Here is a 12485-nt window from a genome sequence, read left to right as displayed (position 1 = left end):
AAATGTCAAAATAGCGTTTTGAACAAAGGCGCTATTTTGACAAAATTTAATATTCGCTGATGTTCCGCTGGAAAGAACTCAATAATAAATTCTTTGATTATTGTGTTATTTCTTTTCTCCAACAGTGGGTTTTGCCAACCAAATAAAGAGCAATAAAATCAGAAAAATAAAGCCAAATAGCCAATAAATCTCGTTAGCAGCAATAATTAATCCCTGATTAGTGATTTCGCGTGCCAGAGAGTAACTGGCTTGGGCTTGTGACATCCCTAATTGTTCCATTTTCTCATAGGCTTGTTGGGCAATAGGATTATGGGGAGTTATTGATTCAGTTAATTGAACATGGTGGACAGCTTCGCGACGGGACCACATGGTAGTGGTGATTGAAGTGCCCACAGATGTTGCCAGCGTGCGTAAAAAGTTAAACAAGCTACCCGCAGAGGCGATTTTAGCGGGTTCAACATCAGATAATATGATGGCTGTTAGTGGCATAATCAGGCAAGCGATCGCAAAGCCTTGAATAAATTGTGGCCAGGCAGCGGTGGTAAAGTCCATTGATAGCTCAAAAGTATTCGTTCTCCAAAAGAAACAGAGTGCAAAAATGATAAAGCTGAACATAACTAAATAACGCATATCAATCTTTGAACTAAAACGACCAATGAGTGGAACCAGCATTATCGGCACTAGCCCTAATGGAGCCATTACCAATCCTGCCCAAGTAGCGGTATAACCAAACACCATTTGCAATAGTTGAGGCTGCAAAACCAGAGTGCCTATATGGAGTAAAAAAGCCAAACTGATACATAAAGTACCGATGGTAAAATTACGAGATTTAAATAGCGATAAATCAATGATCGGATCATCATCGGTGAGTTCCCAAATGATCAGGAAAGTTATGGCAATGACGGCGGTAATGGCTAATACAATAATTTCTGTTGAGTTGAACCAATCAAGCTCTTTTCCTCTATCAAGTAATAGCTGAAAGCAACCAACACCGATGATCAATAAAACCAGCCCTACCACATCAATTGATCTGGCCGTTGTTTCAGTTTCCCGGTCTTTTAACAGCATCCAGGTGATAGCAATGGCAGCAAAGCCAACCGGAACGTTGATGAGAAAGATCCAGCCCCAATGGTAATTGTCGCTGATCCAACCGCCGAGTATCGGACCACAAACCGGAGCGATAACGATAGTCATTGACCACAACGCCAATGCCATATTGCGTTTTAGCGGAGGATAGTTGTTGAGTAGCAAACTTTGCGAAAGGGGCATAATTGGCCCGGCTGAGATACCTTGCAGAACGCGGGAAATGATCAACATTTCCAGGCTATTGGCAATACCACATAACCAGGAAGTGATCACAAACAAGATCATTGAAATTAAGAAAACCCGGACTTCTCCGAACCGTTTTGCTAACCAGCCAGTTAATGGGATAGAGATCGCATTAGCAACAGCGAATGAAGTAATAACCCAGGTACCCTGCGACACTGATGAACCCAAGTCTCCGGCAATGGTCGATATGGCAACGTTAGCAATAGTCAGATCCAATATTTGTAAAAAAGCGGCTAATGCTAAAGCCAGGGTTAGCCAGCCGAGTTTGGCTCCTGATAGTGGCTCTTTTAGCATGTTAACCTCACTCATTTTTACTGATATTGGCTTGAATGATTTCGTTAATTAGGCGTTCAATTTCTCCTGTGTTGTAAGACAAGACGTTGGTTTCGTAAACCATGCCGTTACGAGGCGTATTGGCAAGTACTAGACCATCCCGATTTCGGGTATCAACCGTGGCGTGAATGGATAAACCGATGCGTAAAGGATGATCAATAAGCTGTTGTGCTTCTAGTTCAATACGGACAGGTAAACGTTGAACCACTTTGATCCAGTTACCGGTGGCGTTTTGTGCCGGCAATAAAGAAAATGCACTACCCGTTCCCATATCAAGACCAACAATCCGGCCTTTATAAATGACATCATTGCCATAGAAATCGCTAATCAGTGTTACGGGTTGACCAATACGGACATTGGCGAGTTGGACTTCTTTGAAGTTAGCTTCTACCCAAAGCTGGTCAGCGGGTACGATAACCATCAGCGGAGCGCCGCTTTTTACTTGTGAGCCTACTTGAACGCTGCGGCGGGAAACGTAGCCTGTTACCGGCGCTACAATCTGGGTACGTTGTAAGGTTAACCATGCATCGCGGAGCTGAGAAGCAGCCAGCTTAATCGCAGGTTGTTGATCTAATGGGGTATCTATAACTAATGCTTGATTGGCATAATATTGTTGTCGGGCAACATTCAGCTCAGATTTTGCTGTTTGCACGCTATTGCGGGAATGAATCAGATTTTCTTTGGCGATAGCGCCTGTGAGTCCCAGATGTTCACGTCGTTTTAAATCATCTTGAGCCTGTTGTAATGCCGTTTTTTTGAGCTCAATATTTGCCAATAGTTTTTCGTTATCAATAATGGTTTGGTGAGTTTGTCTGACATTACTAGCCAATGTATTTTTTGCTCGTTCAAAAGCATGTTCCGCATCAATAGAATCTAAACGTAGCAGAATGTCGCCTTGTTGAACGAAGTCGGTATTATCAGCATAGATAGCGGTTACGCTACCGGTGATCTGGGCCATCACTTGTACCTGATTACCCACAACGTAGGCATCATCAGTCGCTTGATAATGACGTAATGAAATAAGCCAATAAGCGAAGTAACCTGACCCGGCAAAAACAAATAAGAGAGTTGCGAGGATCAGTGCTAACTTACGCTTTGACTTTTTCTCATTAAGCGGAGGTGATTGTATTTCTCCAGCCATGTGTACTCTCCCATCACAGTGATTAAAAATAAATTTGTCTTAATTAATGTGCTTATATTTGATTAAACACCTTGGAGTCCACTACAAGGTCAAGCCCTTCTCATCTGATAAAATGAAAATTGCTAATATTTAGCACTTAACGCTAAAAGCATGGTTTAATATTAAAATTATTTATTATTGTTATTAACATTTATCAAATAGGCTGGATTGTCTATCTGGCAATGATTAACGGTATTTTGTGTCAGTACCCAGAACATTTATCTGGGTACAAATAATCACAGAATAGGAAGACGAAGCCATTGATGTTAATTATTTAACTGACTCAGGCAGTCATTCCTCCATCAATAACGAGTGTTTGCCCGGTGATGTAGCGTCCTCCGGGGCTGAGCAGGAAATTGATTGCCAGAGCAATATCTTCCACTGAACCTAAACGGCCTAATGGGATGTTAGATAATAGTTTTTTCCTGTGTGATGCAGGGATATGATCTAACATTTCAGTATCAATCAAGCCTGGCGCAACGGTATTGACTCGAACATTAAATCGGCCGACTTCGACTGCTAACGAGCGGGTAATACCGATCATAGCGGCTTTGGTTGCAGCGTAGTTAACTTGCCCTGAATTAGCTTTAAACGCAGTAACTGAACTCATATGGATAATGCAGCCTTCTCCTGCGGTAATCATTTCAGGGAGAAAAGCGTGATTGATTAAATAAACAGAAGAAAGATTGGTAGAAATTACATTGTGCCACTCTTCTTCTTTCATATTTATCAGCAGTGCATCTTGTGTAATTCCGGCGTTATTGATGATGGCATAGGGAGCGTCATATCGTGAGATAAGCTCTGTTGACAATGTTTTGACTTCTTCAGCGTTTGAGACATCACATTGATAGCCTTCACAGCGATAACCTTGCTGTTCAATTTCCTGACACAATGTTTGAGCTTCATTTGTACTTGATTTATAGGTGAAAACCACGTGATAGTTCTGAGCTGCCAGCATTTTTACTATGCCTTTGCCGATACCACGTGATCCTCCTGAAATAAAAACCCAAGGTGTGCTGATACTCATTAAGTTATTCCTCTAAATTTTTGCCATCCGTCTGCCAATACCGTATTCATCAAACCTTAGTTGGCAATCTGCTTTCTTTTCGTTGTGCCCATCAGGCTCATCTCAACAACTAAAGAGATTTCTCCATTCAGCCAGATCGGGATTTCTAACGTACCGTATAACGAGCCATCAACGTCGAATGTATCTTTTGGCAGGATGGTATATTCGATATTCGGCATTTCATCTGGGATTTGGCGATTGAGCAGCGTTGGAGAAAAACTCACTGTATGCATAACATGTAAGACAATAAGGTCTTTGAGGCATGTTTCGTCATGTTCTTGTTTGCCAAAATAGGTTTTAAATTCTGTTGCTAGCGCAGTTTTGGCACTTTGCTGCATAAAAAGATAAAACATCAGCGCATCGAGAAAGATCCAGAACTCATTGACTTCCGGGAAGGTATGTTTGAATTCGACGGATTTTCTTATTGTCTCTTGTATGGCAACTTGGCAACGTGGTTTTTCGGGAAAGCTAGTTTTTTGTGAAAAATCGAAACAACTATAGTGACCAACCAGAGGTTTCAGGTTAGTTGTTTCGTCTTGCAGATTAAAAGTTGTTTTCCCGTTTCGGTCAGTGTGCTTAGTTTTGACACAATAGCAGGCATCCAGAGGTACGGGATTGCGTAAATTAACGTGCCACTGTCTGCCCATTTCCCCATTTGGTTGTGACAGATAATCGTATCCGCTTTTGAGCGGGATCATTGCCAGCATGCCATGTACTGCAATACCACCCAACCCGACTTCTCTTGCGATTTTTTCATCAAAATGGATAGGATTGTAGTCTCCAGAGAATTTAGCCCATTGACTGAGATCTTCTTTGCTGAATTGAACGTTCATCTGTCGGCTTTCCTAAAAATAAGCGCACAGTTTGTACCACCGAAGCCATAGTTAACATTTAAAGCAGTGTCGATAACTTGGTGAGTCCGGTGGATGTTGGGGACGTAATCCAGATCGCATAGCGGATCAGGATTATTCAAGTGCATAGTTGCAGGAATCGTTGCTGTCTCTATCGCTTTGATACAGAAAATAGATTCAATTGCTCCTGCTCCGGCAATAAGATGGCCTGTATAGGATTTTGTACTGGAAATAGGAATACGATAAGCGTGCGTGCCCAGACTCATTTTTAGAACATCGGTTTCGTTAATGTCGTTGAGTGGGGTTGATGTCCCATGAGCATTAATGTAGTGAATATCTGAGATGGAGAGTTTGGCTTGTTCCAGCGCCATCTGAATCGCCATGACCCGCCCTTTGCAATCTGGCGCCGGGGCGGTCATATCTGACGCATCAGAGTAATTACCATAGCCAATCACTTCCGCCAATATTTTGGCGCCTCTGGCAACAGCGCTGTCATAGTCTTCAAGACATAATATTGCGGCGCCCTCTGACATAACAAAACCACTGCGATCTTGACTAAATGGGCAGCAGGCTTTTTCGACAGATTCCTGTTCTTTACTCAGTGCCCCAAGAATGTCGATACTCCAGACGATGAATGGATCTCTGATACTTTCGCCGCCGCCTGCCAACATCATTTTAGCGCGTCCGCTGCGGATAAGTTCAAACGCATCACCTATCGCCATACTGCCGGTTGCGCAAGCTGCAACCGGGGTATTTTGATATCCCCGTAAATTCCAGTTCATTGAAATCGCCGCTGTCCCTACGCTGTGCATAGACATGATATTGGTCATAGGCGAGGCAATGCCTTGATCAGCATAGGAGTGACTGTTTTCAACGGTTGCATCTTCTCCACCCCAACCCGTACCAAAAATGACGCCGCGTTCAAAAGGGGAGTAATTTTCGTCAAGAGCGGCTTTGTCGTTACCAAATGCCATTTTGATTGCTTCATCCGCCGCAATCAGCCCAAGTTTGCTGAATTTGGGCAGGTTCTTTAATAACTTTTTGGAAAACCGAGATACATCAGGAGAGAAAGGGATATTGCCGAAAAATTTAGCTACAACAGAAGCGTCTGGGTGGGCTTCTTTTTTGTAGCCTACACGATAGTTTAGGATTGCATCCCAAATTTCTTGGGTATTTTGCCCAAGAGAACAGATAGAACCATAGCCTGTGACGGCAACGCGACGATAGCCCGTTTGAATATTCATGAAACATTATCTCCAAAATTCATTTCCTGGTGACATGCTTTGTTTTTTAATACAACCAAATAATAGGATTGGCAGATAAAAGCATCATAAAAATGAATGTTAGCTGTGTTGTGATATTGTCATAGACAGCTAACATCCCAGTGTATTGGTGGTGATTATTTTGCTAATTCACTGACATAATTGACAAAATCACCAATTGTCGTCGTGTCGTCTCGCTGGAACTTATCGAAATTCAGTTGAATTCCCATTTCTCTTTTTAAAGCAACCTGAATAGAGACGAAATCCAGACTTACCAAATGAATATCGTCAAGTAGGGTATCAAGAGTAATATCTTCTGGTTCGATATCAGTTAATTCAGTAATTTGAGATTGAAGTAATTCAAACAGTTTCATATTAATGTCCCCTAAAAGTTTAAATAATATTGGCGGAGCTTAGGTGCAGGAATATAGGTATCAATTAATAAATGTGTTATTCCTGCCACACCGTCTTTTAAATGTCGTTTTGCTATTATTCCTGGGTAATTAAAGATTTCCCTGAAATTTTAAGTAAGTTATACGTTTCTTGTTTAATGGCGTTAGCCAGTATCTCAATATCATCTTGGCTTGTGGTATATCCGAAGCTGATGCGTATTGCGCTATCAATACGATCATCGGGTAACCCCATAGCAGCCAGAACGTGAGAACGTTGTGTTGATTTGTTATTGCTACAGGCTGATCCTAGAGATAAAGAGATGCCGTGACGTAAATCTAGCCTGCTGGCTAATGATTCAGCGCGAAGACCTGGGAAACTTAAATTGAGTGTCCAAGGCGCCTGAAACGCTGGATTGGTATTGCCGTTAATCAGGTAATTAACATGGTGCTTATCTAGCTGAGATAGCAAGGTTGTTCTGAGCGTTTTGTAAGTATTGAAGCGTTCTTGCAAGCCGTTCAGTGATTCTTTAGCTGCCGCCGCTAGTCCTGCAAGGCCTAAGGTGTTCTCAGTGCCGCTACGTACTCCTTGTTCTTGCCCTCCGCCATGTAGCAAAGGATTTAATTGAATCCCTGGTGCATGGTAGAGCCCGCCGATACCTTTCGGGCCGTTAAATTTATGGCCGGAGAAAGATACTGTCGTTACGCCGGAAAGGGTGTCACAGTTGAAAGGAAGCTTACCAATAGCCTGTACTGCATCAATATGCAGGTAAACACCGGCCTCTTTTGCTAAAGAGGCGACAGCTTCATAGGGTTGGATCACACCGGTTTCGTTGTTAATCGCCATCAAGGTGATCAAACGGGTTTGCGGCCGTAGGTTTTCCTGGATACTTTGTACACTTATCCGCCCTTGATTATCGGGATTGATCAGCGTTAGCTGAAGCCCGCGTTGCTGATACCAGAGTAACGGCGCCAGAACAGACGGATGCTCAATGGAAGAGCTAATAACATGATGGGCAGACAGATCCGAACCGGGAAGCGTTGCTAACAAGCTGGATAAGGCTTGGTTATTACTTTCGGTTCCTCCTGATGTAAATAGGATTTGCTCTGGCACTGTGCCCATTAATGAAGCCATCGATCTTCTAGCGTCAGTGAGCAACTTTTTAGCCATGCCGCTTAAGCTGTAGTGGCTGGACGGATTAGCAAAAATAGACATTGCATCTTTAATCGCCAACTGCGCTTTAACACTTAGCGGTGTTGTGGCGTTGTAGTCGAAGTATAGGCTTGTCATATTTTTCCCTTTAGCTGCTCAAATAGCTTATGCAGCATATCAAGGCAGTGTTGTTGTGCGGGTTCTAACTCGCCTAATAACGCATCAATGCCCTCAGGTGATAATGCATTCAATTCTTCGAGAGTCTTACCCTTAGCATGGCGACAAAATTGGTTAGACATTGCCAGGGAGGCGGTACATCCCCATGCACGAAAACAGGCATTATCTACTCGCCCTTGGTTATCCAGTGCTAGGTCGATATCAACCTTGTCACCGCATACCGGGTTACCTAATGCCAATTTAATGGTGGGGGCGGATAACGACCCCTGGCAGTCAGGATTGCAAAAGTTGTCAATAATGATGTTGTTAAACATAATTCCACCTTGCTATTTATACAGCGGGTGTCACAGGGGTACTTTCATCGTCTGACATTTTTCTCTCAAGGTTGACTGCGCAGCAACCAAACTCTTTAGCAGCAGCGGTACGCATAACAAACTGAACTCGCTGAGAATTACGCCAGGATTTGTTAGGATCGGTACGCAAGTAGACCAAATCTTCTGTTAGTAACATGCCGGGAGTGGAAACGGAAAGTGGATCTAAAATCACTAATTGCCCGGTTTCACCATCAGGTAGCTCACGTGTTAAATCATTAGGATCACGAACGGAGAAATGAATATAAGGAGGAACATGCTTATGATTATATTCATCTTCGATAGCAAGAACGTTTGCTTCGACCAGACCATACATATCACGTGTCCGGGAAGCTGGAATGCCCATCCATTCTTCGATATCTGCATTTAATTCGCCGCGGGAGATCATATCCCCGGTAAAACGTTTCCAGCCGCCCATAGTAATGACCATGCTATCGCGATCTAAAGTGAGCTTGGTATTATTCTCTTTTAGGAACGTGATAAAACGATGGATCATGAATGGAGGGCCAATTAAATGCCGGGTGAATTTGCCTTTCCACTGGATTAATTGATTCAGTGCATCTTCTGGGGAGAAGCGGTCCTGATTAATCATATAGCGTCGGGTATCGAGCAAACCTGTCAGGAAATTAAAGATTTTAACCAGCGCCATTTCTGGAATATCTTCTGTTGATGGGCATAAACATAGGCCGGCACCACCAGATACTTTGAATATACTGCGATAATTAGAATAGACAGCCAATACGGTATGATCCATCGTATCGTGGCAACGACGATAAACGCTAGGAATTCCACTGGTACCCGTTGAGCGCATTTCATGTTCGATTTCAGATAATGGCTTGCTTAATAAACGATGGCTTTCGGCTGATTTATAAGTTGCAACAGGTATCAGTGGGATGCGAACTAAATCATTATAATTCTGGATGTCTTCTGGTTTAATACCTTGTTTTTCACAAATATCTCTATAGTAAGGATTATTGTGATAATGGAAATGAAAAGCGTCTTTGAGCAAACAGGCTTTTAATTCCTGTTGCTCTTCTTTAGACAGCTTATAGAGCAGATCGACATCGGCTATTAACCATTTCAGCGGATTTCCGCCACGAGATTTTATACCGTTGTATATATTTTTGATATTTTCCATTTTTTTATCTCCGGTAGGGTAATGAGTAGATAAATTAATCTTTGTTTATTATAAGTTATAGCAATAAAGCATAAGTTATGTAGGCAAAAAGGATAGTCATTAATAATTTATTTTTATTGAATAAATTGGCTATATTATTGCTTTGATTATTATATGGATTTGTCAATATTGTTAAAATTATGCTAAAAATAGCTGATTTATTCAAAATGTTCACTTTAGTGCGAATATGACCAGTTAATTCAAGTAAATTTTTTAATTGTCTTTTATATTTTTGTGATGTTCGTTGTTTTTTGATCTATTAGATGTTCTTTTGTAAAGTTTTTCATTGTCCTAAGATTTCGATGATGATAAAAAATATTGATAAATATCAAATTAAAAAATGAGTACGCATAATGAATATGGATTGCTTAATTGTAGGTGCCGGCCAAGCTGGATTAAGCCTAGCGGCTATGTTAGCGGCTAAGAATATTAATGTCTGTATATTAGAGCGAGAGGCGCGTATTGGTGATGTGTGGCGTAGGCGTCCAGATAATATGCTATTATTCACTTCACGCGGTATGACTCAACTTCATGGCTTACCGTTTCCTGGAATTAAAGAAGGCTATCCAGATAAAAATGAGGTTGCTGATTACCTTGAGCGCTATGCTTCACATCATAACCTTGCGATATATACGCAAACCGAAGTGGTTGAAGTGAAGCATGATACAAATGGCTATCGCGTTAAAACAAAAGACGGAAAAGTATTTCATGCGCCTTGTCTAGTTAATGCAACAGGGGCTAATCAATTAGCTGATATTCCGGCGTTTGCTGAACAGCTTTCTACCGATATACAGCAAATCGCAGCAGATCAATATCGTGAGCCTAAGCAAATTAAAGCGGGCAGCCGAGTCGCTATCATTGGTGATGGTGCGAGTGGCCGTCAGATTGCTAAGGATTTAGCGGCAACGACGAAGGTGACGTTATTTTGCGGTTCTTCCCGTCCTCTCTTACCTAATAGAATACTGGGCAAAGATATCTTTTGGTGGTTAAGCAAAAGTGGTCTGTTATTTGCCAATTATGACAGTTTGGTAGGGAAAATCATGCGGCGGCGTAATCCTATCCCTTGTGGCGATCTGAAAAACCATCGGTTAGCCGCTTTGGATATAAAAATAGCAAATAGGTTAGTTGATATAAAAGACAATAAATTATGTGATTTGTCTGGCAATCAATATGAGGTGGATACCGTTATCTGGTGTTTGGGATATAAAGATGATACGGCATGGTTAACGCTTCCCGGCGCTGCGGATGCTAATGGATTCGTTTGTAAAAATGGCCATGCGGAAGGTGGGAAAACCCCTTATCCTGGGTTATTTATCGTTGGGCGGAAATGGTTGAGTAGCCGTGGTTCTGAACTGATGTTAGGGGCTTATAAAGACACTTGTCGCGTCGCTAAATGGGTAGAAAATTATCTGAAAGGGCATGTATACCTAATAGATTTCGAGTTGCAGCGCGGCGGCAAGTGAACGAATCCCCAGGAGCATAGATAACTATGTGACTGGGGTGAGTGAAAGCAGCCAACAAAGCAGCAGCTTGAAAGATGAAGGGTATATCATTAAAATGAATTATTAATACAGAATAGTGATATTTTACTCTGTATGTTTTATTTGTCGTGGATTGATGATTTATTCGGTAGTATTGTTATGGCATTATTCTGAATTCTGTATCATTATTAAAAGTGCATAATATAGTAACTACCTATCCCAATAGGGCTATTTTATTTGCCATTTTGAACCTGGGCAGTGCTCAAAATCCTCACGTACTACGTGTACGCTCCGGTTTTTCCGCGCTGTCCGTGTTCAAACTGCCTGCAACAATTACGCCTATTGGGATAGGTACTAAATGTGCTATTAGGAATAAAATGATACAGAATCTCTAACATACTGACTTTGATAATAACGGTTATAAATATAAATTATTTATTTTAGGTAATTTATCAAAAATGCTATTTATTCATAACACAGATATTTTGCTTTGTAGAATTTAGACCTGTTAATGTTGATGATAAATTGAAATATTTTTGTTGTGCTTGTTGGATTCTGTTCTTACTGGCATGTTTTAATTCAGAGGGCCTTAATCCATATAGCGTCATACAGGTACGACTGAAATGTGCGCCATCGGAAAATCCGCTATTACAAGCTAATAAAGTTAGTGAATCTGATGAATGTATCTCATCAATAGCATGATGCAGACGTTTCCATAATAGATAACTACGGAAATTAGTGCCCATTTTTTCTCTAAATAGATGCAAGAATCGACTTTCGGATAAGTAGAGTTGATTTGATATTTCACGAGAAGATATACATTTAACCGGTAATTCAGTAATAAGAGAGGCTGCTTTCATGATTCGTTTATCCTGATAACAATGGCAATCTTCTATTTTACCTAAAAGGTTATTTAAGATGAAAATATCTGGAGAGGTTTCTGATTGTAAACAGTGACTAAAATAGTTTGCTATCAAGCCAGATGATTCTTGGTTTAAATATATTATGTCTGAACCTCTCATTTGATGTAGTAATAAATGACATAGCGGGTTGGCTAAGTCTATCAGTAAATTAAAACAGAGTTGCCCTTCTGAGTGTAATTTGTGTCTAATATTAGAGGAAATAATGAATCCATGTACTTGCCTCGATTCATTTTCGGTATCAATCCTCATGAGTGAATTATGTGGTGATACACTTAATTGGATACAAGGATGATGATGCCATTCTGTTTGCATATTGTAAGAGAAAACCAGATCTTGTAGATGGAATTTATAGAATTTAATAAAATACGGTGATTTGTCTATTTTGTGTAACATGATGGTGTCCTTTATTAAATTGTTGTGTGTATTTTAATTAATTATTTTATTTAATTATTATAAATCCTTGGTGTTATTTTTTAATTAAACTATATTAACTCGTTAAATAATTAATATTAGTTATTATGTCATCGCAATATTATTAAATTATTATTATGAAGTTGCCTCCTTTGGTATCTAGGGAAAAATAATCTCATTATTGGAAAATATTGTTATGGCATGGCGTAAAGAATTATTTTCCACTCTGTTTTCTGCTGGTGGAATATTCAATTTTTGCTAGCCAATCTTAACAATATCTAAATTATTTAATGTTAAATAGCTATTATCTGCTTGATATAATTAAAAGTATTTTCTTTTGTAACATAATTAATGACCAAAAATTTAATGCGGGGCCAATATT

Annotated in this window: 11 protein-coding genes; 1 reads left to right on the top strand and 10 read right to left on the bottom strand. The window is 40.6% G+C overall.

Annotation, left to right across the window (positions count from 1 at the left end):
• Positions 1–105: 105 nt before the first annotated feature.
• The 9 genes from TI10_RS21935 to TI10_RS21895 all read right to left on the bottom strand — a co-directional run bounded on the left by TI10_RS21935 (position 106) and on the right by TI10_RS21895 (position 9249).
• Complete coding sequence (locus TI10_RS21935) at positions 106–1623, bottom strand: DHA2 family efflux MFS transporter permease subunit (RefSeq protein WP_049585460.1); 1518 nt, start codon at positions 1621–1623, stop codon at positions 106–108.
• Positions 1624–1630: 7 nt separating this feature from the next.
• Entirely contained in the window at positions 1631–2803 is a 1173-nt protein-coding gene (gene emrA / locus TI10_RS21930; protein ID WP_049585459.1) for a multidrug efflux MFS transporter periplasmic adaptor subunit EmrA, read from the bottom strand.
• Positions 2804–3125: 322 nt separating this feature from the next.
• Positions 3126–3869: a 3-oxoacyl-ACP reductase FabG gene (gene fabG / locus TI10_RS21925; protein ID WP_049585457.1), complete on the bottom strand. Its 744-nt coding sequence runs from the start codon at positions 3867–3869 to the stop codon at positions 3126–3128.
• A 56-nt stretch (positions 3870–3925) separates the two neighbouring features.
• On the bottom strand, positions 3926–4741 hold the full coding sequence (locus TI10_RS21920) for a MaoC/PaaZ C-terminal domain-containing protein (protein ID WP_049585455.1): 816 nt from the start codon (positions 4739–4741) through the stop codon (positions 3926–3928).
• A complete protein-coding gene (locus tag TI10_RS21915) occupies positions 4738–6003 on the bottom strand; it encodes a beta-ketoacyl-[acyl-carrier-protein] synthase family protein (protein WP_049585453.1) in 1266 nt (421 codons plus the stop codon). Before TI10_RS21915 ends, TI10_RS21920 begins: the two co-directional genes overlap by 4 nt.
• A gap of 155 nt (positions 6004–6158) precedes the next feature.
• Positions 6159–6395 (bottom strand): acyl carrier protein, encoded by a 237-nt coding sequence (locus TI10_RS21910; RefSeq protein WP_049585451.1) that lies wholly within the window; start codon positions 6393–6395, stop codon positions 6159–6161.
• Between the two features lie 115 nt (positions 6396–6510).
• Complete coding sequence (locus TI10_RS21905) at positions 6511–7701, bottom strand: cysteine desulfurase family protein (protein ID WP_049585450.1); 1191 nt, start codon at positions 7699–7701, stop codon at positions 6511–6513.
• Positions 7698–8054, bottom strand: coding sequence for an iron-sulfur cluster assembly scaffold protein (locus TI10_RS21900; RefSeq protein ID WP_049585448.1), 357 nt, complete (start codon positions 8052–8054; stop codon positions 7698–7700). The genes TI10_RS21905 and TI10_RS21900 overlap by 4 nt, the downstream gene beginning before the upstream one ends.
• 16 nt (positions 8055–8070) lie before the next feature.
• A complete protein-coding gene (locus TI10_RS21895; protein ID WP_049585446.1) occupies positions 8071–9249 on the bottom strand; it encodes a LuxE/PaaK family acyltransferase in 1179 nt (392 codons plus the stop codon).
• Between the two features lie 392 nt (positions 9250–9641).
• Between TI10_RS21895 and TI10_RS21890 the strand changes: the two genes are divergently transcribed.
• On the top strand, positions 9642–10751 hold the full coding sequence (locus TI10_RS21890) for a flavin-containing monooxygenase (RefSeq protein WP_244161686.1): 1110 nt from the start codon (positions 9642–9644) through the stop codon (positions 10749–10751).
• 479 nt (positions 10752–11230) lie between these two features.
• Here TI10_RS21890 and TI10_RS21885 read toward each other — a convergent pair whose 3' ends face one another.
• Positions 11231–12085 carry an AraC family transcriptional regulator gene (locus TI10_RS21885; RefSeq protein ID WP_049585444.1) on the bottom strand — a complete coding sequence of 285 codons (855 nt, stop codon included), beginning with the start codon at positions 12083–12085 and terminating at the stop codon, positions 11231–11233.
• Positions 12086–12485: the final 400 nt, after the last annotated feature.

The organism is Photorhabdus luminescens subsp. luminescens (assembly GCF_001083805.1).
GTDB classification, from domain to species: domain Bacteria; phylum Pseudomonadota; class Gammaproteobacteria; order Enterobacterales; family Enterobacteriaceae; genus Photorhabdus; species Photorhabdus luminescens.
This window is presented reverse-complemented; position numbering and strand designations above follow the sequence as displayed.

Bases quoted from the DNA above. Each gene is read 5' to 3' on its own strand.
- fabG (WP_049585457.1), bottom strand. From the start codon at position 3,869: ATGAGTATCAGCACACCTTGGGTTTTTATTTCAGGAGGATCACGTGGT.
- TI10_RS21905 (WP_049585450.1), bottom strand. From the start codon at position 7,701: ATGACAAGCCTATACTTCGACTACAACGCCACAACACCGCTAAGTGTT.
- TI10_RS21915 (WP_049585453.1), bottom strand. From the start codon at position 6,003: ATGAATATTCAAACGGGCTATCGTCGCGTTGCCGTCACAGGCTATGGT.
- TI10_RS21920 (WP_049585455.1), bottom strand. From the start codon at position 4,741: ATGAACGTTCAATTCAGCAAAGAAGATCTCAGTCAATGGGCTAAATTC.
- TI10_RS21935 (WP_049585460.1), bottom strand. From the start codon at position 1,623: ATGCTAAAAGAGCCACTATCAGGAGCCAAACTCGGCTGGCTAACCCTG.
- TI10_RS21910 (WP_049585451.1), bottom strand. From the start codon at position 6,395: ATGAAACTGTTTGAATTACTTCAATCTCAAATTACTGAATTAACTGAT.
- TI10_RS21890 (WP_244161686.1), top strand. From the start codon at position 9,642: ATGAATATGGATTGCTTAATTGTAGGTGCCGGCCAAGCTGGATTAAGC.
- TI10_RS21885 (WP_049585444.1), bottom strand. From the start codon at position 12,085: ATGTTACACAAAATAGACAAATCACCGTATTTTATTAAATTCTATAAA.
- TI10_RS21900 (WP_049585448.1), bottom strand. From the start codon at position 8,054: ATGTTTAACAACATCATTATTGACAACTTTTGCAATCCTGACTGCCAG.
- emrA (WP_049585459.1), bottom strand. From the start codon at position 2,803: ATGGCTGGAGAAATACAATCACCTCCGCTTAATGAGAAAAAGTCAAAG.
- TI10_RS21895 (WP_049585446.1), bottom strand. From the start codon at position 9,249: ATGGAAAATATCAAAAATATATACAACGGTATAAAATCTCGTGGCGGA.